Source organism: Acidovorax sp. HDW3 (assembly GCF_011303755.1).
Taxonomy (GTDB): domain Bacteria; phylum Pseudomonadota; class Gammaproteobacteria; order Burkholderiales; family Burkholderiaceae_C; genus Paenacidovorax.
In genome coordinates this window covers 3,081,030-3,100,432 of the sequence record NZ_CP049885.1, presented here as the reverse complement: position 1 = coordinate 3,100,432, position 19,403 = coordinate 3,081,030, and the positions used below count along the sequence as shown (strand labels likewise).

General features: G+C 66.3%; 22 protein-coding genes and 1 tRNA gene. 17 read left to right on the top strand and 6 right to left on the bottom strand.

The window, feature by feature from the left end; genetic code table 11:
- Positions 1 to 108 precede the first annotated feature (108 nt).
- From G7045_RS14375 to mnmA, 10 genes are all read left to right on the top strand, one after another.
- Positions 109 to 477: a PepSY domain-containing protein gene (locus tag G7045_RS14375; protein ID WP_166160259.1), complete on the top strand. Its 369-nt coding sequence runs from the start codon at positions 109 to 111 to the stop codon at positions 475 to 477.
- The gene (locus G7045_RS14370) at positions 452 to 1,120 is read left to right on the top strand and encodes a response regulator transcription factor (RefSeq protein WP_166160258.1); all 669 of its coding nucleotides are present in this window, start codon (positions 452 to 454) and stop codon (positions 1,118 to 1,120) included. Before G7045_RS14375 ends, G7045_RS14370 begins: the two co-directional genes overlap by 26 nt.
- Positions 1,117 to 2,490 carry a sensor histidine kinase gene (locus G7045_RS14365; protein ID WP_166160257.1) on the top strand — a complete coding sequence of 458 codons (1,374 nt, stop codon included), beginning with the start codon at positions 1,117 to 1,119 and terminating at the stop codon, positions 2,488 to 2,490. Before G7045_RS14370 ends, G7045_RS14365 begins: the two co-directional genes overlap by 4 nt.
- 81 nt (positions 2,491 to 2,571) lie before the next feature.
- Positions 2,572 to 3,948, top strand: a complete 1,377-nt coding sequence (locus G7045_RS14360; RefSeq protein ID WP_166160256.1) for an esterase-like activity of phytase family protein — start codon at positions 2,572 to 2,574, stop codon at positions 3,946 to 3,948.
- A gap of 65 nt (positions 3,949 to 4,013) precedes the next feature.
- Positions 4,014 to 4,715: a riboflavin synthase subunit alpha gene (locus G7045_RS14355; protein ID WP_166160255.1), complete on the top strand. Its 702-nt coding sequence runs from the start codon at positions 4,014 to 4,016 to the stop codon at positions 4,713 to 4,715.
- Positions 4,712 to 5,203 (top strand): GNAT family N-acetyltransferase, encoded by a 492-nt coding sequence (locus G7045_RS14350; RefSeq protein WP_166160254.1) that lies wholly within the window; start codon positions 4,712 to 4,714, stop codon positions 5,201 to 5,203. The genes G7045_RS14355 and G7045_RS14350 overlap by 4 nt, the downstream gene beginning before the upstream one ends.
- 121 nt (positions 5,204 to 5,324) lie before the next feature.
- Positions 5,325 to 6,464: an ATP/GTP-binding protein gene (locus G7045_RS14345; RefSeq protein ID WP_166160253.1), complete on the top strand. Its 1,140-nt coding sequence runs from the start codon at positions 5,325 to 5,327 to the stop codon at positions 6,462 to 6,464.
- Positions 6,465 to 6,473: 9 nt separating this feature from the next.
- Positions 6,474 to 6,983 carry an RloB domain-containing protein gene (locus G7045_RS14340; protein WP_166160252.1) on the top strand — a complete coding sequence of 170 codons (510 nt, stop codon included), beginning with the start codon at positions 6,474 to 6,476 and terminating at the stop codon, positions 6,981 to 6,983.
- A gap of 177 nt (positions 6,984 to 7,160) precedes the next feature.
- Entirely contained in the window at positions 7,161 to 7,664 is a 504-nt protein-coding gene (locus tag G7045_RS14335; protein ID WP_166160251.1) for an NUDIX hydrolase, read from the top strand.
- A gap of 24 nt (positions 7,665 to 7,688) precedes the next feature.
- Positions 7,689 to 8,792, top strand: coding sequence for a tRNA 2-thiouridine(34) synthase MnmA (mnmA, locus tag G7045_RS14330; protein ID WP_166160250.1), 1,104 nt, complete (start codon positions 7,689 to 7,691; stop codon positions 8,790 to 8,792).
- 151 nt (positions 8,793 to 8,943) lie between these two features.
- Here mnmA and G7045_RS14325 read toward each other — a convergent pair whose 3' ends face one another.
- A complete protein-coding gene (locus G7045_RS14325) occupies positions 8,944 to 9,126 on the bottom strand; it encodes a hypothetical protein (protein ID WP_166160249.1) in 183 nt (60 codons plus the stop codon).
- Between the two features lie 156 nt (positions 9,127 to 9,282).
- On the opposite strand from G7045_RS14325, the gene G7045_RS14320 reads away from it, so the two are divergent.
- From G7045_RS14320 to G7045_RS14305, 4 genes are all read left to right on the top strand, one after another.
- Positions 9,283 to 9,834, top strand: a complete 552-nt coding sequence (locus G7045_RS14320) for a DUF1439 domain-containing protein (protein WP_166160248.1) — start codon at positions 9,283 to 9,285, stop codon at positions 9,832 to 9,834.
- Between the two features lie 98 nt (positions 9,835 to 9,932).
- Positions 9,933 to 11,027, top strand: a complete 1,095-nt coding sequence (locus G7045_RS14315) for a pirin family protein (protein WP_166160247.1) — start codon at positions 9,933 to 9,935, stop codon at positions 11,025 to 11,027.
- Positions 11,024 to 11,494 (top strand): peptidylprolyl isomerase, encoded by a 471-nt coding sequence (locus G7045_RS14310; protein ID WP_166160246.1) that lies wholly within the window; start codon positions 11,024 to 11,026, stop codon positions 11,492 to 11,494. Before G7045_RS14315 ends, G7045_RS14310 begins: the two co-directional genes overlap by 4 nt.
- Positions 11,495 to 11,659: 165 nt before the next feature.
- The gene (locus tag G7045_RS14305; RefSeq protein WP_166160245.1) at positions 11,660 to 12,007 is read left to right on the top strand and encodes an HPF/RaiA family ribosome-associated protein; all 348 of its coding nucleotides are present in this window, start codon (positions 11,660 to 11,662) and stop codon (positions 12,005 to 12,007) included.
- Positions 12,008 to 12,078: 71 nt separating this feature from the next.
- On the opposite strand, the gene gap is transcribed toward G7045_RS14305, so the two are convergent.
- Positions 12,079 to 13,077 carry a type I glyceraldehyde-3-phosphate dehydrogenase gene (gap, locus tag G7045_RS14300; RefSeq protein ID WP_166160244.1) on the bottom strand — a complete coding sequence of 333 codons (999 nt, stop codon included), beginning with the start codon at positions 13,075 to 13,077 and terminating at the stop codon, positions 12,079 to 12,081.
- Between the two features lie 35 nt (positions 13,078 to 13,112).
- Positions 13,113 to 15,161, bottom strand: a complete 2,049-nt coding sequence (gene tkt / locus G7045_RS14295) for a transketolase (protein ID WP_166160243.1) — start codon at positions 15,159 to 15,161, stop codon at positions 13,113 to 13,115.
- 111 nt (positions 15,162 to 15,272) lie between these two features.
- Here tkt and G7045_RS14290 point away from each other — a divergent pair, with 111 nt between their 5' ends.
- Positions 15,273 to 16,052, top strand: coding sequence for a nucleotidyltransferase family protein (locus G7045_RS14290; RefSeq protein ID WP_166160242.1), 780 nt, complete (start codon positions 15,273 to 15,275; stop codon positions 16,050 to 16,052).
- Between the two features lie 16 nt (positions 16,053 to 16,068).
- Positions 16,069 to 16,145 (top strand) — tRNA-Arg (locus G7045_RS14285).
- Positions 16,146 to 16,186: 41 nt separating this feature from the next.
- Here G7045_RS14285 and moaC read toward each other — a convergent pair.
- Positions 16,187 to 16,678, bottom strand: a complete 492-nt coding sequence (gene moaC / locus G7045_RS14280; RefSeq protein WP_166160241.1) for a cyclic pyranopterin monophosphate synthase MoaC — start codon at positions 16,676 to 16,678, stop codon at positions 16,187 to 16,189.
- Positions 16,679 to 16,749: 71 nt separating this feature from the next.
- Here moaC and G7045_RS14275 point away from each other — a divergent pair, with 71 nt between their 5' ends.
- The gene (locus G7045_RS14275) at positions 16,750 to 18,291 is read left to right on the top strand and encodes a M48 family metalloprotease (protein WP_166160240.1); all 1,542 of its coding nucleotides are present in this window, start codon (positions 16,750 to 16,752) and stop codon (positions 18,289 to 18,291) included.
- Here G7045_RS14275 and G7045_RS14270 read toward each other — a convergent pair.
- Positions 18,262 to 18,612 carry a phage holin family protein gene (locus G7045_RS14270; RefSeq protein WP_166160239.1) on the bottom strand — a complete coding sequence of 117 codons (351 nt, stop codon included), beginning with the start codon at positions 18,610 to 18,612 and terminating at the stop codon, positions 18,262 to 18,264. The two genes, G7045_RS14275 and G7045_RS14270, sit on opposite strands and share 30 nt — an antisense overlap.
- Before the next feature lie 24 nt (positions 18,613 to 18,636).
- Positions 18,637 to 19,374 (bottom strand): TerC family protein, encoded by a 738-nt coding sequence (locus G7045_RS14265; protein WP_166160238.1) that lies wholly within the window; start codon positions 19,372 to 19,374, stop codon positions 18,637 to 18,639.
- Between the last annotated feature and the right edge of the window lie 29 nt (positions 19,375 to 19,403).

The window sequence follows — 19,403 nt, the reverse complement described above, 5'->3', positions numbered from 1 at the left end:
AACTCTTCCTTCTCAAGTCGTGGCCACGATTGTCGGCACGCCTTGCTGAACGTATGCTGAAGGCGCCGTTCAGCCCCGGTTCAGCTGCCCCGGTGTGCAATCGTTGCCATGACAGCCCCCCACCCCCCCCGCCGCACCGCCCTGGCCCTGCTTGCCAGCGTTTTCACCCTGCCCGCGTGGGCCGACCATGGAGCGCGCCACGACCACGAGCGCGCGCGCCAGGCGCTGCAGCAAGGCCGCGTACTGCCGCTGCGCCAGGTGCTCGATGGCGTGGAGCGCGACTACGGCGGCCAGGTGCTCAAGATCGAGTTCGAAAGCGACGACGACCGTTTTGTTTACGACATCCGCCTGCTGCAAAACGACGGCCAGCTGGTCAAACTCCGGGTCGATGCCGTCGATGGCAAAGTGCTGCACATCCGGCGCAAGCCCAACCGGGCAGAAAGGAAGGACGATGCGTATCCTGGTGGTGGAAGATGAGCCCACCCTGCGCGCCCAGCTGGTGCAGGCGATTGCCGACGCCGGACACACGGTGGAGCAGGCCAGTGAGGGCCGCGAGGGCCACTACCTGGGCGAAGTGCAGGACTTTGACGCCGTAGTGCTCGACCTGGGCCTGCCCCTGCTCGACGGCCTGAGCGTGCTGCGCCGCTGGCGCGCTGGCGGGCGCACCATGCCGGTGCTGGTGCTGACGGCGCGCAGCAGCTGGCAGGAAAAAGTCGCCGGCATGGACGCCGGCGCCGACGACTACCTGGCCAAACCGTTTCACATGGAAGAGCTGCTGGCGCGCCTACGCGCACTGCTGCGCCGCCTGTCCGAGCACGCCAGCGCCGAGTGGCACTGCGGCCCCATCGTGCTCGACACGCGCCAGGCGCGGGCGCTGCTCGACGGCCAGCCGCTGGCGCTCACCAGCCACGAATTCAAGCTGCTGTCGCACCTCATGCAGCGCAAGGGCGAGGTGCTCTCGCGCACGGCGCTGGCCGAGCACCTGTACCCCGACGACAGCGAGCGCGACTCCAACACCATCGAAGTCTTCATCGCCCGCCTGCGCAAGAAGCTGCCCGAGGGCTGCATCGACACCGTGCGCGGCCTGGGCTACCGGCTGATGGAGCCGCAATGCCCATGAAGCCGCCCGCCTCCCTGCGCCTGCGCCTGCTCAGCGGCACCCTGGTGTGGCTGCTGTTGTCGCTGGCACTGACCGGCTGGGGTCTGCGCACCCTGTTTCGAGACCATATCTCGCAGCAGCTCGAGGAGCAGCTGCGGGTGCAGCTCGACCACCTCAGCGGCGCGCTCGACTGGGCCGATGGCCGACTGCAGGTGGCGCACACCAGCACCGACGGGCGCTTTGAAGAGCCGCTGTCGGGCCTGTACTGGCAAATCCAAACCGCCACCGCGCCCGCCACGGCCCTGGCCCACTCGCGCTCGCTGTGGGACGAGGCGCTGGCGCTGCCGCCCCTGCCCGGCCCCTACCCGGCGCAGGGCTACCGCCGCCTGCAGCTGCAAGACGCCCAGGGCCACGCACTGCTGGCCGTGGCGCGCACCCTGCAATTGCCCGACGATGGCGCCCCGCCGCTGCGCCTGGTGGTGGCCGGCGACGAGGCGTTGCTGACCGAGCCGCTGCAGCGCTTTACACACCAACTGCTCATTACCCTGGGGCTGCTCGCCGTCAGCCTGGCGCTGGCGGCAGCGCTGCAACTGCAGCTCTTGCTGCGCCCACTGCGCCCGTTGCGCCAGGGCCTGGCCGCACTGCGCGGCGGCCAGGCGCAGCAGCTCAAAGGCCAGTACCCGCAAGAGCTGCAACCGCTGGTGGCCGAACTCAACCACGTGCTGCAAGAAAACGCCGCCATGGTGCAGCGCGCGCGCACCCAGGCCGGCAACCTGGCGCACGCCCTGCACACGCCGCTGACCATCTTGGCCAACGCTGCCGCGCAGCACAGCGGCCCCCTGCCCACCCTGGTGCACGAACAAGTGGCGCTGGCGCAGCGCCAGGTCGATTGGCACCTGGCGCACGCGCGCGCCGCCGCCGTGCACGCCAGCGGCCTGGCAACGCCGGTGCTCGAACCCATCGAGGCGCTGCTGCGCACCATGGCGCGGCTGCACAGCCACATCGACTTTGCCCTGGCCGAGGGCCTGCCCGAGCGCGCCCGCGACTGGCGCTTTCGCGGCGAGGGCCAGGACCTGTACGAGCTGCTGGGCAATCTGCTGGACAACGCCGGCAAATGGGCGCGCCGCCAGGTGCAGATCGACGTACAAATCGACGTGCAGCCCACGGGCGCGCAGCTGCATTTCACCATCGACGACGACGGCCCCGGCATCGCCCCGGCGCAGCGCCAGCACATGTTCGCGCGCGGCGTGCAGCTCGACGAAGAACGCCCCGGCAGCGGCCTGGGCCTGGACATCGTGCGCAACCTGGTGCAAGCCTACGGCGGCAGCATCGAAGTGCAGGATGCACCCCTGGGCGGGGCGCGGCTGGTGCTGGTACTGCCGGCGGCCTGAGAACGTGGCTGGGCTGTCATGGCGCAGTCACACCCAGGTCGCAAGCTGCGTGGTTTGTTTCCTGCATCTGCCTGACCTTCCATGCACCCGCTCTCCCTCTCGCACGCCGGCCCACGCGTGCTCGCCCTTCTCGCCATCACCGCCACCGTCTGGGCGCTGCCCGCTGCGGCCCAAACCGAGTACCGCGCCACCCTCGCCGGCCACGCCGTGCTGCCAGCGCTCAGCCTCATCGCCGCACCCGCCGATGCCCCAGCCGATCTGCGCCACGCCGGCAAGTTCACCACCGGCGCACGCGCCGAGCGCCTGGGCAGCGTGCCCGGCCTCTCCGGCGGGCGCCCCACCGGCATCGGCCTGCCGCTGGCCGGCCAGCCGCTGCAGGGCCATTCGGGCATCAAGCACATGGCCGATGGCAGCTACTGGGTGCTGACCGACAACGGCGCCGGCACCAAGGCCAACTCGCCCGATTTCATGCTCTACCTGAACCACTACCAAGTGGACTTCAAGAGCGGGAAATTCGAGCGCCTGCAGACCGTGTTCCTGCACGACCCGGACAAGAAAGTACCGTTTCACATCGTCCACGAAGGCACCGCGCAGCGCTACCTGACGGGCGCCGACTTCGACCCCGAGAGCTTTCAGTTCGCCGGCGGCTCGCTGTGGGTCGGTGACGAGTTCGGCCCCTTCCTCATCCAGGCCGACCTGAACGGCAAGGTGCTGGCCGTGTTCGACACCCTGGTGGACGGCAAGCCCGTGCGCTCGCCCGACCACCCGGCCCTGACCACGCCCGGCGCGCCCGACGCCAAGATGGCCTCCTTCCAGGCCAAGCGCTCCAAGGGTTTTGAAGGCATGGCCGCAAGCCAGGACGGCAGCAAGCTGTACGCGCTGCTCGAAGGCGCGCTGTGGGACGAGCAGGCCCAGGCATACGAAAACCTCGACGGCAAGCCCTACCTGCGCGTGCTCGAATTCGACGTGCCGGCCAAAAAATGGACCGGCCGGCACTGGAAGTACCCGCTGGAGGCGGCGCACCACGCCATTGGCGACTTCAACATGATCGACGCCGACACCGGCCTCATCATCGAGCGCGACAACGGCGAGGGCACGGCCGACCGCGCCTGTCCGGCGGGCGAAAAACGCGCGGACTGCTTTCACGACCTGGCCCAGTTCAAACGCATCTACAAGGTGCAGCTGTCGGACGCCAACGCCGGCGGCGCGGTGCGCAAGATCGCCTACATCGACCTGATGAAGATCCAGGACCCGCAGCACCTGGCGCGCAAGCCGCTCACGGACGGCGTGCTGGCCTTGCCGTTCTTCACCATCGAGAACGTGGACGTGGTCGATGGCGAGCACATCGTCGTCGGCAACGACAACAACCTGCCCTTCAGCAGCAGCCGCGACCCGCAGCGCGCCGACGACAACGAGCTGGTGCTGCTGCACGTGCCGCAGCTGCTGCGCGCGCGCTGAGCCGGAGGCGGCAAGGGGTGCGGGTGGCAAAATCGGGCGCTTTGCACTCCCACCCGCACCCGCCCATGTTCACCGGCATCGTCCAAGCCACGGCGCGCATTGCCGCCATCCACGACCGCGCAGGTTTGCGCACCTTCACACTCGAATTTCCCGAGGGCTTTTGCCAGGATCTGGCGATTGGCGCCAGCGTGGCCACCGACGGCGTGTGCCTGACGGTGACCGAGCTTGTCTCGCCCACCCAGGCGCGGTTTGACGTCATGCTGCAGAGCCTGAACATCACCACCCTGGGCCAGTACCGCGAGGGCCAGCACGTGAACGTCGAGCGCGCGGCCAAGGATGGCGCCGAGATCGGCGGCCACCCGCTGTCGGGCCATGTGGACTGCACCGGCACCTTGATCGAGCGGCGCGAACTGGAGAACAACCTGGTGTGGCGCGTGGCCCTGCCCGAGACGCACCGCCGCTATGTGTTTGCCAAGGGCTATATCGCCATCCACGGCGCCAGCCTGACGGTGGCCGAGGTCAACCGCGACGCGGGCTGGTTCGAGGTCTGGCTCATCCCCGAAACACGCCGCGCCACGGTGTTCGAGGAGCAGCAGGTGGGCGCGCAGCTGAACGTGGAAATCGAACGCAGCACCCAGGTGCTGGTCGATACCGTGCGCGAGGCGGTGCACGAGAGCCTGGGGCGCCTGGCGCCGCTGCTCCAAGCCCTGCTGGCAGAAAAAGGCCAGTCGCTCGACGACTACCTGCCCACCCCGCCCCAGCCATGAGCGCGTGGGCCGCGCGCGCCCTGGCGCTGGCGGATCTGCCGGGCCTGCTGGCGGTGCAGCACGCCTGCTACGGCGCGCAGTACGTGGAGGGCCACGCCGTCTTTGCCCGGCGCCTGCAAAGCCCGGCCAACCTGTCGCAAGTCATCACCGACGCCGGCGGGCGCGTACTCGCCTACCTCGCGGCCTACCGCAGCCTGCAGGGCAAGGTGACGCCGCTGCACGGCGACTTCGACACCGTGGCCACGCCCGACACCGCCTACCTGCACGACATGGCGGTGTTGCCCGAATGCGCCGGCCAGGGCCTGGGCCCGGCCCTGCTGGCGGCACTGCCGGCCCAGGGCCTGCGCTACGGCGCCCTGGTGGCAGTGCAGGGCGCGCAGCGCTACTGGGCACGCCACGGCTACCAGCCACGGGCGCTGGCCTGCCCCACGCAGCGCCTGCACCTGGCCGGCTACGGGCCGCAGGCGGTGTATATGGTGCGGGAATAACACAGAAAAATACATAGCACTCAAGCATAATGAACAAAATTTTGTTAAAGACACTTGAGTAACAACTTTGCTTCACTCTCTTCATTTTTCTAATTTCTTCTCCTTTGCTGAGGAAGCGGAGGTGTCCTTTGTGTTGGGCGCTCGCGCCATCGGCACTGATGGCAGCTTTGCATCGGCGGCCACCGACCGCCACCTGAGCCATGTGCTGGCAGTGGTGGGAGCCAATGGTGCGGGCAAGACCAATGTCATCAAGGCGCTGGATTTCGTCTGCTGGTTTGTCAGCAAGTCTTTTTTCATGGAGCCCGAGCACCGGCTCGCCGTGCAGCCGCACGCCTTGGCTGCCGATGCGGTCAGCCGCTTTGAACTGGAATTTGAAGCCCAAGGCAAGCTCTACCGCTACGCCCTGGCGCTGAACCAGGAGCGCGTTCTGTCGGAGTCTTTGCGCCTGAAGACCAGCCGCTTGTTCAGCACCTTGTTTCAGCGGGAATGGGATGCGCAAACGGGCACGGAAAGCATCAAGCAGCCCCACTTCGGCCTGCCCCAGAAGCAGGCGGAAAAGGTCAAGCCGCTGGCATCGCTGATCTCCATGGCGGCGCAATTTGGCATTGAGACTGCGCACACCATCGTGCAAACCCTGGGCCAGCGTTACAGCAATGTGGGCGCCACGGGCCGGCAGGCATTTCAAGGTGCCCCCGATGTGCTGGGCGCAGCCCGATTTTTTGCGGGTAGCCAGGCCCACCACAGCCGCATGGTGCATTTGCTCAACCAATGGGATTTCGGTCTGCAGGACATTCGTCTGAAAACCCTGCGCACCATGAAAGATGGCCAGGAGGAGGAGGTTTTGGTGCCTTTTGGCATCCACCGCGATGGCACCAATGAAATGGAGCTGCCCATGTTTGCCGAGTCCAGCGGCACGCAGGCGGCGTTCGTGCTGCTCGCTGGTTTGCTGCCCATCCTGGCCCAAGGTGGCACAGTGGTGTTCGATGAATTGGAGGCTGACCTGCACCCCTTGATGCTGGAGCCGATTCTGAATTTGTTCCTCAGCCCCAAAACCAACCCCCATAACGCCCAGCTGATTTTTACCTGCCACTCGGTAGAAATCCTGAACCTGCTCCAAAAGGGGCAGATCATGCTGGTCGAAAAAAACGCGCATTGCCGCAGCGAAGCCTGGCGCCTGTCGGACATGGAGGGCGTGCGTGCCGACGACAATTTTTATGCCAAATACATGGCCGGCGCCTACGGCGCCATTCCCATGCTGTGAGGCGCGCACATGGCATCACGTCAGTTGCGCAAAACCAACCGCACGGTGTTGATCGTGGTCGAAGGAGAGACCGAAGAGGCCTTTGTCCAGCACCTCAAGCGGCTGTACTACCACCGTGGCATGAGGCTGTCGATCAGCCTCAAAAATGCCCATGGCCATGGGCCACAAGGCGTGATCAGCAAGCTCAAATCCGCCATTCGGATGGCCGACTTTGAGCAGCGCATTGCCGTGCTGGACGCCGATATTGCCCTGACGGCAGAAGAAGCCAAGTGGCTGCGGGGGCAGCGCATTGCAACCATTGTGTCCACCCCGGCAGTGGAAGCCACCTTGTTGGCCATTCTGGGCAAGCCGGCGTCCGATGCCACCGAGAAATGCAAAAGTGCCTTGCAAAAATGCGCCCCGGGCGACCCTACCGACAGCCGCTACTACGAAAAATATTTTCCGCGCGCCACCTTGGATGCCGCTCAGGCCCGTGTGCAAGTGCTGGCAGCACTTATCACCGCCGTCACCACGGAGTAAAGCGGCCGTGTAAGTGACCGTGTCCGCTTAAAAACAATAGCTGCTGACGCTTGCCTGGAGCCATTTTCAGGCACAAATTACCACCAAACCGTTAGCTAGCAAACGCAACCAGCTATCAAAACAAGAGTGACGCCGGCTGTCATCGCCGTGCCAGCCGGCGCCACGATAATGCGCGCCATGCCCAACCGCTGGAAACCCAACGTCACCGTCGCCGCCATCGTCGAGCACGATGGGCGCTTTCTCATCGTGGAAGAAGAAACCGCCGACGGCCTGCGCCTGAACAACCCCGCCGGGCACCTCGACCCGGGCGAATCGCCGCTGCAGGCCTGCGTGCGCGAGGTGCTCGAAGAAACGGCCTACGACTTCGAGCCCCAGGGCCTGGTGGGCATGTACCTCAACCGCTTCACGCGCACGCGCACCGGCGACGACATCACCTACCTGCGCTTTGCCTTTTGCGGCCGCGTCGGCACGCACCACGGCTGGCGCACGCTCGACGACGGCATCGTGCGCGCCTTCTGGCTCACGCTCGACGAGCTGCGCGCCTGCCGCGAGCGCCACCGCAGCCCGCTGCTGCTGCAGTGCATCGAAGACTACCTGGCCGGCCAGCGCGCGCCGCTGGCGCTGATCCACACCGACGCCAGCGTGCTGCAGGCCCCGGCCCCGCGCGCGGCAAAGGCATAGGGCGGCGGGGATAATCCCTGCCCTATGAAAAAACAGCGCGTCGTCGTCGGCCTGTCGGGTGGGGTGGACTCCGCCGTCACAGCCCATCTTCTCCAGCAGCAAGGCCACGAGGTGGTCGCCATCTTCATGAAAAACTGGGAGGATGACGACGACAGCGAGTTTTGCTCCAGCCGCCAGGATTTTCTGGATGCCGCCAGCGTGGCCGACGTGCTCGGCATAGAGATCGAGCACGTCAACTTCGCCGCCGAGTACAAGGACCGCGTCTTTGCCGAGTTTTTGCGCGAGTACCAGGCCGGGCGCACGCCCAACCCCGACATCCTGTGCAACGCCGAGATCAAGTTCAAATCCTTCCTGGACCACGCCATGCGCCTGGGCGCGGAAAAAATCGCCACCGGCCACTACGCACGCGTGCGCCAGAACCCGGCCAGCGGCCTGTTCGAGCTGCTCAAGGGGCTAGACCCCACCAAGGACCAGAGCTATTTTCTGCACCGCCTGAACCAGGCGCAGCTGTCCAAAACGCTGTTCCCCGTGGGCGAGCTGCACAAGAGCGAGGTGCGTCGCATCGCCGCCGAGATCGGCCTGCCGAACGCGAAGAAAAAAGACTCGACCGGCATCTGCTTCATCGGCGAGCGGCCGTTTCGCGAGTTTTTGAACCGCTACATCTCCAAGGAACCCGGCCCGATCCGCGATGACCGGGGGCGCAAGCTCGGCCAGCACGTCGGCCTGTCGTTCTACACCCTGGGCCAGCGCCAGGGCCTGGGCATTGGCGGCGTGAAGGAAAAGGGCGCCGCGCGCGGCGCCGGCGAGCACGCGCCCTGGTTCGTGGCGCGCAAAGAGGTGGAGAAAAACACCCTCGTCGTGGTGCAGGGGCACGACCACCCCTGGCTGCTCTCGCCCCAGCTGCAGGCGCAGGACGTAAGCTGGGTCGCCGGCCAGGCGCCCGCCGCCGGCGCCTACGCCGCCAAAACCCGCTACCGCCAGCAGGACGCGGCCTGCCATTTCACGCCCGAGGAGGGCGGCTTTGCGCTGGCCTTTACCGGGCCGCAGTGGGCCGTGACGCCGGGGCAGAGCGCCGTGCTCTACGACGGCGAGGTCTGCCTGGGCGGCGGGGTGATTGGCGCGGCATAAATCGGCTGCTAACGCCCGTCCAGCAAGCGCTAGCAGCTACTATTTTGATAGCAATTAACGCAATGCCGGCAGCAGCGTGGGCAGCTCGAACACGCCCACGGCGCGCACCAGGGACTGGGCGGCGATCTCCTGCATCGTCTGGCCGGCTTTCTCAAGCCTGGGAGCAACCGGTGCTGGCTTTATCGACGGACACCGTAATCAGCGCCTTGATCTCCTTGGCGGCCTCGGCCAGCATTTCGTTGCGCTTTTGCGCGCGCAGGGCGGCATCATCGGCAAAGAAAACCTCGATGGTGCGCCGCGCATTGGCCTGCGCCACGCTGCTGAGGTTGTGCACGGTATAAATTCCTCATGAAAGGTGCAACAAGCACAAAAGCAAAATAGACACTCTTGTTGCATCCATTGACCAAATTGCAAAAACGCGGTCATGCACAAAAAAGGGGGTCACCCTAGGCGCTCCCCCAACCCCGCCTTGTGCCCGCACTCGCCCACTATGCAACGCCGCCACACCCTCACCACACTCTCTGCACTCTCCGCCCTGCTGACCCTGCCCTGGCTCGCCGCCTGCAGCCCTGGGGGGCGCAGCTACACCGTGTCGCTGGCGCAGATGCAAGCTGCGCTGGCGCCGCGTTTTCCACGCCGCCAGGCGCTCGCTGGCGGCTGGCAGCTGTGGCTGCAAGCGCCGCAGCTGCAGCTGCGGCCAGAGGCCAACCGCCTGGCCGCGCTGTGCCCGCTGGAGCTCTCGGGCCCCTTGCTGCGCCAGCCGCGCGCCGGCCAATTCACACTCAGCTTTGGCCTGCGCTACGCCAGTGCCGAGCACAGCCTGTACGCCACCGATCTGCAGCTCGAACAGGTGCAGCTCGACGGCCTGCCCGCCGGCGCAGCGGCGCTGCTGCAGCAGCTGCTGGCGCAGGCGGCGCTGCAGTCCTGGGGCGAAGTGGCGCTGTACCAGCTCAGCGCCGCCGAGCAAGACAAGCTGCAGCGCCTGCCACACGCGCCCAGCGCCTTGCGCGTCACGGCCCAGGGGCTGGAAGTGGTGTTTTAAGCAGCGCTCCCAGCAGCGCAGCAGCGTTCCATGGCTGGGTCAGTGCGTTGCGCCGGCCAGGGCTTGGCAAGCGCTGCGCCCGGGCCCATATTCAGGCCATGACTGCCATCCCCATCCTCTCGCGCCAGCCACTCGGTATGCACTGGCCCACGCTCGATCCGTTTTTGTTCTGCGCCCACCACGACGACCATTACCCCGCCGGCGATGGCCGCCTGGGCCTGGCGCGCTCGGCCCTGGGCGGGCGCGCCCTGGGCAGCGACTTCAGCCGCCAGGACGGTTTTTCGATGTACCACGGCCAGCATGTGCCGGGCTTTCCGGTGCACCCGCACCGGGGTTTTGAAACCGTGACCCTGGTGCGCCAGGGGCTGATCGACCACAGCGACTCGCTCGGCGCGGCCGCCCGCTTTGGCGGCGGTGACGTGCAATGGATCACCACCGGCGCCGGCCTGCAGCACGCCGAGATGTTCCCCATGCTGCGCACCGACGCGCCCAACCGCATCGAGCTGTTCCAGGTCTGGCTCAACCTGCCAGCGCGCAACAAAATGGCCGCGCCGCACTTCACCATGCTCTGGAACGAGCGCATTCCACGCCTGGAACAAGTCGATGCAGCCGGCGCCCGCACCCTGGTGCGTGCCGTTGCCGGCGCTCTGCCCGGGGCGGATGCACCGCTGGCGCCGCCACCCCAATCCTGGGCCAGCCAGGCCGACGCCGACCTGGCCATCTGGACGCTGCAACTCGCCCCCGGCGCCCGCTGGACGCTGCCGCGCGCCGCCGGCGCGCACACCCGGCGCATGTTGTACTTTTTTGCCGGCAACGCGCTGCACATCGGCCCCGAGCAGCTCACGGCGCACGCCGCCGTCGAGCTTGACGCCCACACCGACTGGCCGCTGCACAACAGCGGCACCGAACCGCTCGAATGCCTGCTGCTGCAAGGCCGGCCCATTGGCGAGCCCGTGGCGCAGTACGGCCCCTTCGTCATGAACGCGCCGCACGAAGTCCAGCAGGCCATTGCCGACTACCGTGCCAGCGGCTTTGGCGGCTGGCCCTGGGCCGACGCCGCGCCCGTGCACGGCCCCCTGGCACGCCGTTTTGCACGCCACCCGGGGGCCGACGCCGACGAGCTGCCACCGCCGCCGGCGCCATCGCCTTCTGGGACAATGCAGGCCGTTTTTTCCCCAGAAAGCAAGGCATGAACATCAGCAAAGACATGGCCGTCACCCTGAGCTACCAAATCACCGATCTGCAGGGCAAGCGCCTCGATGGCGGTCACCTGGCCTATCTGCACGGCGGCTACGACGGCATTTTCCCGAAGGTGGAAGCCGCACTCGAAGGCCAGGGCCTGGGCCACGCGCTGCAGCTGGAGCTGGCGGTGGAAGACGCCTTTGGCGCGCACGACCCGCGCCTGGTGCAGACCATTGCCAAGGTCGACTTTCCGCCCGGCGTCAAGGTCGGCGGCATGTTGCGCGGCCCCGGCCCGGACGGCGAGCCCCAGGCGTATCGCGTGGTCAAAATCAAAGGCCCCGAAGTGCACCTGGACGGCAACCACCCGCTGGCTGGGCAGGCGCTGCGCTTTAGCGCCAAGGTGACCGAGCTGCGCCCCGCCAGCGCCGAGGAAATTGCCCACCGCCACGTGCACGGCGGCCACGGCCACCACCACTGATTGCTATCAATTAAATAGCTGCAGACGCTTGACTGGAAAGCGCTGCAGCTATTTTTTCGCCTCAAAAAACAGAGATAGACCGACTTGCCAAAAGCCCGCTGCCACGGGGGTAAGATGGCAGCGTCCCCCGGCAATTCGCAGGGGTCCTGACAGGAGGAAATGTCCATGCAAGTGCAAGTCCATACCGACGACAAAATTCAAGGCGGTGAATCTCTGGCGCAATGGGTGCAAACAGAAACCCAGGAGCGCATGGCCCGCTTTCGCGAGTACGTCACCCGCATCGAGGTCTTTCTGACCGACGAAGACGCGGGCAAGTCGGGCGCCAACGACAAGCGCTGCCGCCTCGAAGCCCGCCCTGCGGGCCGCCAGCCCGTCACCGTCACTGCCGATGCCGACAAGGTGGCCGATGCCTTCACCGGCGCCATCGACAAGCTCATCCGCGCGATCGACAACGACCTGGGCCGGCTCAAGGACAAAAACAGCCGCGACACCATCCGCACGGCCGACCAATAAACCGCCCGCCCTGCGCGGTCCCATGAAAAAAGCGCCCTCGGGCGCTTTTTTCATGGGGCAAGGGCAGCGCCTTACTTGGCGATCACGCGCACCATTTCCAGGCACTTGTTGGAGTAGCCCCACTCGTTGTCGTACCAGCTCACAACCTTGATAAAGGTCTTGTCCAGGGCAATACCTGCCTCGGCGTCGAACACCGAAGTGCACGATTCGCCCCGGAAGTCGGTAGCCACCACCTTGTCTTCGGTGTAGCCCAGCACGCCCTTCATGGCGCCTTGCGAGGCGGCCTTCATGGCGGCGCAGATTTCCTTGTAGTCGGCTTCCTTTTCCAGCTCGACGGTCAGGTCCACCACCGACACGTCGGAGGTGGGCACGCGGAACGACATGCCGGTGAGCTTCTTGTTCAGCTCGGGGATCACCACGCCCACGGCCTTGGCCGCGCCGGTGGAGCTGGGGATGATGTTTTCCAGAATGCCACGGCCACCGCGCCAGTCTTTGTTGCTCGGGCCATCGACGGTTTTTTGCGTGGCGGTGGCGGCGTGCACGGTGGTCATCAGGCCGCGCTTGATGCCCCAGTTGTCGTTGAGCACCTTGGCCACGGGGGCCAGGCAGTTGGTGGTGCACGAGGCGTTGGAGACGATGGCCTGGCCGGCGTACTTCTCGTGGTTCACGCCGAACACGAACATGGGCGTGTCGTCCTTGGAGGGGGCTGACATCAGCACCTTCTTGGCGCCGGCGGCCAGGTGCTTCTCGGCGCTGGCCTTGTCCAGGAACAGGCCGGTGGCTTCGATCACGATGTCGGCGCCGACTTCGTTCCACTTCAGGTTGGCAGGGTCGCGCTCTTGCGTCAGGCGGATCTTCTTGCCGTTGACGACCAGGGTGTTGCCCTCCACCGCCACCTCGCCCTTGAAGCGGCCGTGCACGCTGTCGTACTTGAGCATGTAGGCCAGGTAGTCGGGTTCGAGCAGGTCGTTGATGCCGACCACTTCGATGTCCGAGAAGTTTTGCACGCAGGCGCGAAACACCATGCGGCCAATGCGGCCGAAGCCGTTGATACCAATTTTGATAGCCATCTCAGTTGCTTCCTTGCTAAGTTACAAAAACACAATCACTTTTTCTTGCTGCGCTTGATTGCCGCCTGCACCGTGGCCGCCACGTTCTCGGGCGTGAAGCCAAAGTGCTGGAACAGCACCGGCGCCGGGGCCGACTCGCCAAAGCTGTCGATGCCCACCACAGCGGCGCAACCGTACTTCCACCAGCCGTCGGTGCAGGCCATTTCCACGGCGATGCGCGGCAGGCCCTCGGGCAGGACGGACTTTTTGTACTTGACGCTTTCGCGGTCGAAGGTGGTGGTGCTGGGCATGGAGACCACGCGCACGGCGATTTTTTTCTCGGCCAGCAGTTTTTGCGCTGCCAGGGCGAGCTGCACTTCGGAGCCGGTGGCAATGATGACGGCCTGCGCCTCTTTCTTCTTCAGGCCCACGTCGGCCGGCTCGGACAGCACGTAGGCGCCGCGCGAGATGTCGCCCAAATCGCGCTTGGGCGCGTAGGGCAGGTTCTGGCGCGACAGGCACAGCGCCGTCGGCATGGCGCGGTTGGACAGCGCCACGCTCCAGGCGACGGCGGTTTCGGCGGTATCGCCCGGGCGCCACACGTCCAGGCCCGGAATCAGGCGCAGGCTGGGGATGTGCTCGATCGACTGGTGCGTCGGGCCGTCTTCGCCCAGGCCGATGCTGTCGTGCGTGAAGACGTGGATCACGCGCTGCTTCATCAGCGCCGCCATGCGGATGGCGTTGCGGCTGTAGTCGCTGAACGTGAGGAAGGTGCCGCCGTAGGGGATGAAGCCGCCGTGCAGCGCCACGCCGTTCATGATGGCGGCCATGCCGAACTCGCGCACGCCGTAGTTGATGTGGCGCCCGCCCTGGCCGGCCTCGTTCTTGGCGACTGCGCCGTTGGCGTCAAAGCGCAGGTTGGGCGTGCTCTTGGTGTTGGTCAGGTTCGAGCCCGTGAGGTCGGCGCTGCCGCCCAGCAACTCGGGCAGGGCGGCGGTGAAGGCTTCGAGCGCGAGCTGGCTGGCCTTGCGGCTGGCCACGGTCTCGGCCTTGCTGTGCGCCTGCACCACGGTATCGACGGCAACCTGGGCAAAGTTTTTCGGCAGGTCGCCAGCCATGCGGCGGGTGAATTCGGCGGCCAGCTCGGGATGGGCCTTGGCGTAGGCGGCAAAGGCTTTGTCCCAATCGGCTTCGCGCTTGGCACCGGCCTTTTTCGCGTCCCAGTCGGCGTACACGGCCTTGGGGATTTCAAACGGCGCGCTCTTCCAGCCCAGCGCCGCGCGGGTCAGGGCGATTTCCTCGGCCCCCAGGGGCTCGCCGTGCGCCTTGGCGGTGTTGGCGCGGTTGGGGCTGCCCTTGCCGATGTGCGTCTTGCAGATGACGAGGGTCGGGCGGTTGTCCTGCCCGGCCTTGGCCTGGGCGATGGCGGTGGAGACGGCCGCCGCGTCGTGGCCGTCGATGGGGCCAATCACGTTCCAGCCGCAGGCGGTGAAGCGCTGCGCCGTGTTGTCGATGAACCAGGGCTGCACCTGGCCGTCGATGCTGATGCCGTTGTCGTCGTACAGGGCGATGAGCTTGCCCAGGCGCCAGGCACCGGCCAGGGCGATGGCCTCGTGGCTGATGCCTTCCATCAGGCAACCGTCGCCCAGGAAGGCGTAGGTGTGGTGATCGACCACGGCATGGCCGTCGCGGTTGAACTCGGCGGCCAGCAGCTTTTCGGCCAGCGCCATGCCCACGGCATTGGTGATGCCCTGGCCCAGCGGGCCGGTGGTGGTCTCCACGCCGGGGGTGATGCCCACTTCGGGGTGGCCGGCGGTCTTGCTGTGCAGCTGACGGAAGTTCTTCAACTCCTCGATCGGCAGGGCGTAGCCCGTCAGGTGCAAGAGGGCGTAGATCAGCATCGAGCCGTGGCCGTTGCTGAGCACGAAACGGTCGCGGTTGGCCCAGTGCGGGTTGACCGGGTTGTGCGCCAGGTGCTCGCCCCACAGCGCCACCGCCATGTCGGCCATGCCCATGGGGGCGCCGGGGTGGCCGGAATTGGCTTGTTGAACGGCATCCATTGCGAGTGCGCGGATCGCATTCGCCATTTGTTGAGTATTGGCCATGGGGGGCGGCTCCAAAGGGGGCAGAGGCAAAGCCCGCTATTTTACTGGTGCACCCCTGGCCAGCACGTTTAACGGCATTGGTGGCATGGCGATGCACTACAGTGGCGCACCATGCCCGCGCCCACCGTTTTTTCTCAGCCCCCCGCCCTGCTGCTCGCCGCCGGCCGGGGCGAGCGGATGCGCCCGCTCACCGACCATTGCCCCAAGCCCCTGCTGGCCGTGCAGGGCCGCCCGCTGCTGGCCTGGCACCTACAAGCGCTGGCGCAAGCCGGGGTGGGGCAGGTGGTCATCAACACCGCCTGGCTGGGGGCGCAAATCAGCGCCTGTTTTGGGAATGTTTTTGGCCTGAAATCCGCACCAGGCAAGCGCGAGCAGCTATCAATTTTATATTCGCACGAAGGCCAGGATTTTGGCCATGCGCTGGAGACCGCCGGCGGCATCGCGCGCGCCCTGGCACACCTCGGGCCGCTGTTCTGGCTGGCAGCGGGCGATGTGTACGCGCCCGACTTTCGCTTTGACGCCGCCGCCGCCGAGCGCTTTGCCGCCAGCAGCGCGCTGGCGCACCTGTGGCTGGTGCCCAACCCGGCGCACCATCCGCTGGGCGATTTCGGCCTCTCGCCCAACGGGCTGGCGCTCAACCTGCCCGCAGACGCCCCCCAGCCGCGCTACACCTACAGCACCATCGCGCTCCTGAAAAGAGAGCTGTTCGCGCAGCCCTGGTGCGCCATAGCGCCCGGAAACCCCGATGGCGAAGCCGCCCCGCTGGGCCCGCTGCTGCGCCGCGCCATGGACGCGGGCCGCGTCACCGCCGAGGTGTACGGCGGGCGCTGGACGGACGTGGGCACGCCCGAGCGCCTGGCTGCCCTCAATGCTGCTGCAGCGGCGGTATGATCGCCAGCCTTCACGGCTGCCCGTAGCTCAACCGGATAGAGCAATTGCCTTCTAAGCAATAGGTCGGGGGTTCGAGTCCCTCCGGGCAGGCCACTATTAAAAAGATAGCTTGTAGCGCTCAGTACAAGCGCCTTCTAGACCTCAGAGGCCACAAAGCTGCCCGATTTGCCGCCGTGCTTCTCCAGCACCTGCACGCCCTCCATCACCATGCGCTTGTCGGCCGCCTTGCACATGTCGTAGATCGTCAGCAGGCCCACCTGGACGGCGGTCAGCGCCTCCATCTCCACCCCCGTCGGGCCCACAGTTTCTACCGTGGCGGTGCATTGCACGGCGTTGTCTGCCGGCAGCAGGGCAAATTCCACTGCCACGCGGGTCAGCGCCAGCGGGTGGCACAGCGGAATCAGGTCGCTGGTTTTCTTCGCCGCCATGATGGCGGCGATGCGCGCCACGCCCAGCACATCGCCTTTTTTGGCGCTGCCGCTCTCGATCAGCGCCAGCGTGGCCGCCGCCATGCGAATGCGGCCGGTGGCGATCGCCTGGCGGCGCGTGGCACTTTTGGCGCCCACGTCCACCATATGGGCCTGGCCCTGGGCATCGAAGTGGGTGAGGGGGGAGCTGGTGGTCATGGCAAAAGAGGGAACACAAAGGGCAAGCCGGGCATCATACGGCCCTGCGCCCGCGCCCTGGGCGCCCAAGGATGGCCGTGCAAAAAATCAAACAAAATTTGCCTCTCAGGCGCTGTGGACAAGCGTTAGCAGCTTCTTTTTTGATAGCAATCGGGGGGCTGCAGGCGCTGCCGATGTATGCCCAGTCGGCGCTGCCGACGCTGGGCGACGGCCTGGCACTCACCACCAGCGCCGAGCGGCGCATTGGCGACAGCATCATCCGCGAGCTCTACCGCGACCCGGACTACATCGACGACGCCCCGCTGCAGGAATACGTGCAGGGCATTTTTGACCAGCTGGTGCAGGCGGCGCGCGCGCGCGGCGAGCTCACGCCGGAGCTGCAAGAGCGCTTTGCCTGGCACATCCTGCTCGGGCGCGACCGCAGCGTCAACGCCTTTGCCCTGCCCGGCGGCTACATGGGCGTGCACCTGGGGCTGATCGGCGTCGTCACGAGCCGCGACGAGCTCGCCTCGGTGCTGGCACACGAGCTCAGCCACGTCACGCAGCGCCACATCGCACGCCTGATAGCGCAGCAGCAACGCAGCACGCCGCTGATGATCGGCGCCATGGTGCTGGGCGCGCTCGCGGCCAGCAAAAGTCCCAACGCCGGCCAGGCACTGATGGTCGGCGGCCAGGCGCTGGCGGTGCAAAACCAGCTCAATTTCTCCCGCGACATGGAGCGCGAGGCCGACCGCGTCGGCTACAGCCTGATGCAGCCCGCCGGCTTTGCGCCGCAGGGCTTCGTCAGCATGTTCGACAAGCTGCAGCAGGCCAACCGCCTGAACGACAACGGCAGCTGGCCCTACCTGCGCAGCCACCCGCTGACCACCGAGCGCATGGCCGACATGCACGCCCGCCTGCCGACCGCGCTGGCGCAAGCGCCGAGCCCGCTGCCCACGCTCGAACACGCCATGCTCGCCGCGCGCGCGCGCGTGCTCGCGCGCCCCGGTGTCGATTTGCTGCGCCAATGGATGGCCGAGCCGCAAAGCACCGGCTTTGCCAGCCGGGCGCCCACCGAAAAAATCGCCGCCTGGTACGCCGCCGCCCTGGTCCATGCCCAGGCGGGCGAATGGGCCGGCGCCGAGCGCAACCTGGAGCAGTTGCGCGCCGCCAGCGCCGGCCACGCCGGCGCCGCGCGCCAGGTGCGCCTGCTGGCCGCTGAAATTGCACTGCAGGCGGGCAAGCCCGAGCAGGTGGCCGCCTTGCTCGCCAGCCCGAGCCGTGCCCGCCCCGAGCTGCTGCTGCGCAGCCAGGCGGCGCTGCGCCTGGAGCAGGGGGCCGAGGTAACGGGGGCGCTGGAGACCTGGCTGGTCGAGCACCCGCAGGACGCCACGCTGTGGCAGCTGCTGGCGCAAGCCTGGCAGCAACAGGGCCAGCGCCTGCGCGCCATCCGCGCCGAGGCCGAGGCGCAGGTAGCGCATTACGACTACGCCGCCGCCATCGATCGCTTCAAAGCCGGGCAAGACCTGGCGCGCCAAAGCAGCGCGGCGGCCGATTACATCGAGGCCTCAATCATCGACACCCGGCTGCGCGCCGTACAGTCACTAGCGCGGGAACAGGCGCTCGAGCGCTGATTCGATCACCAACCCCAGGCCCGAGTACAACAGCGAGCCCAGCAACGCCGCGCCAAAGCCGGTCACATGAAAGCCGCTGAGCACCCCGGAAGCGGCCCAGAACATCAAGGCATTGATGACGAACAGAAACAAGCCCACGGTGACCACCGTCACCGGCAGGGTCAATACCACCAGCAGCGGTCGCAGCACCGCGTTGAACAGGCCAATGACCAGCGCCGCCAGCAGCGCCGAGCCAAAACCGCGCAACTCAACCCCGCTGTAGAGCTGGGCCACCAGAAGCAAAGCGGCTGCGCTGAGCAGCCATTTGAACAACAGTTTCATACGCGCCAGGATAGCACCCAGGGTTCAGTGCACCTGCTCTGTGGCCGTACCTTTGCGCCGCGCCAGCAGCCACTTGCCCAAGCCCAGCACCAGCAGCGCACCAGCAAGGCTGGCACCGTACTTGAGCATATCGCTCTGCGGCAGCTTGGGCATCCACAGCCACTGCTCGGGATGGGCAAACACCGGATCGCTGACCAACATGCCACCAGCAATCCAGCCCAGCAACATACCGCCGAGCACAATCACCACCGGGAAACGTTCCATCAGCTTGATGACCAGCTGGCTGCCCCAGACGATGATCGGAATCGAGATCAGCAAGCCCAGCACCACCAGCAAAATCTGGTGTTCACCCGAGCTCTGCGCAGCACCGGCAATGGCAATCACATTGTCCACACTCATCACCAAATCGGCCACGATGATGGTCTGGATGGCAGCCAGCAGCTTGTCGCTGCTGCGAATGTCACCATGGCCATCTTCCTCGGGGGCAATCAGCTTGACGCCAATCCACACCAACAAGGCTGCGCCCACCGCCTTGATGAGGGGCAGTGCCAGCAGCGTCATGGCAAACACAATCAGTACCACACGCAGCACGATGGCCCCTGCCGTGCCCCAAAAAATGCCTTTGCTGCGCATCTCTGGCGGCAGCTTGCGGCAGGCCAGGGCAATGACAACCGCGTTATCGCCGCCGAGCAAGATGTCGATGATGATGATTTGCCCAAGGGCAATCCAGAACGGGGTATGGGTAAGAAAATCGAAGTCCATAAGATGATGTGTGCCGCAAGTGAAAAGGC

Bases quoted from the DNA above. Each gene is read 5' to 3' on its own strand.
- G7045_RS14375 (WP_166160259.1), top strand. From the start codon at position 109: ATGACAGCCCCCCACCCCCCCCGCCGCACCGCCCTGGCCCTGCTTGCC.
- G7045_RS14370 (WP_166160258.1), top strand. From the start codon at position 452: ATGCGTATCCTGGTGGTGGAAGATGAGCCCACCCTGCGCGCCCAGCTG.
- G7045_RS14365 (WP_166160257.1), top strand. From the start codon at position 1,117: ATGAAGCCGCCCGCCTCCCTGCGCCTGCGCCTGCTCAGCGGCACCCTG.
- G7045_RS14360 (WP_166160256.1), top strand. From the start codon at position 2,572: ATGCACCCGCTCTCCCTCTCGCACGCCGGCCCACGCGTGCTCGCCCTT.
- G7045_RS14355 (WP_166160255.1), top strand. From the start codon at position 4,014: ATGTTCACCGGCATCGTCCAAGCCACGGCGCGCATTGCCGCCATCCAC.
- G7045_RS14350 (WP_166160254.1), top strand. From the start codon at position 4,712: ATGAGCGCGTGGGCCGCGCGCGCCCTGGCGCTGGCGGATCTGCCGGGC.
- G7045_RS14340 (WP_166160252.1), top strand. From the start codon at position 6,474: ATGGCATCACGTCAGTTGCGCAAAACCAACCGCACGGTGTTGATCGTG.
- G7045_RS14335 (WP_166160251.1), top strand. From the start codon at position 7,161: ATGCCCAACCGCTGGAAACCCAACGTCACCGTCGCCGCCATCGTCGAG.
- mnmA (WP_166160250.1), top strand. From the start codon at position 7,689: ATGAAAAAACAGCGCGTCGTCGTCGGCCTGTCGGGTGGGGTGGACTCC.
- G7045_RS14320 (WP_166160248.1), top strand. From the start codon at position 9,283: ATGCAACGCCGCCACACCCTCACCACACTCTCTGCACTCTCCGCCCTG.
- G7045_RS14315 (WP_166160247.1), top strand. From the start codon at position 9,933: ATGACTGCCATCCCCATCCTCTCGCGCCAGCCACTCGGTATGCACTGG.
- G7045_RS14310 (WP_166160246.1), top strand. From the start codon at position 11,024: ATGAACATCAGCAAAGACATGGCCGTCACCCTGAGCTACCAAATCACC.
- G7045_RS14305 (WP_166160245.1), top strand. From the start codon at position 11,660: ATGCAAGTGCAAGTCCATACCGACGACAAAATTCAAGGCGGTGAATCT.
- gap (WP_166160244.1), bottom strand. From the start codon at position 13,077: ATGGCTATCAAAATTGGTATCAACGGCTTCGGCCGCATTGGCCGCATG.
- tkt (WP_166160243.1), bottom strand. From the start codon at position 15,161: ATGGCCAATACTCAACAAATGGCGAATGCGATCCGCGCACTCGCAATG.
- G7045_RS14290 (WP_166160242.1), top strand. From the start codon at position 15,273: ATGCCCGCGCCCACCGTTTTTTCTCAGCCCCCCGCCCTGCTGCTCGCC.
- moaC (WP_166160241.1), bottom strand. From the start codon at position 16,678: ATGACCACCAGCTCCCCCCTCACCCACTTCGATGCCCAGGGCCAGGCC.
- G7045_RS14275 (WP_166160240.1), top strand. From the start codon at position 16,750: ATGGCCGTGCAAAAAATCAAACAAAATTTGCCTCTCAGGCGCTGTGGA.
- G7045_RS14270 (WP_166160239.1), bottom strand. From the start codon at position 18,612: ATGAAACTGTTGTTCAAATGGCTGCTCAGCGCAGCCGCTTTGCTTCTG.
- G7045_RS14265 (WP_166160238.1), bottom strand. From the start codon at position 19,374: ATGGACTTCGATTTTCTTACCCATACCCCGTTCTGGATTGCCCTTGGG.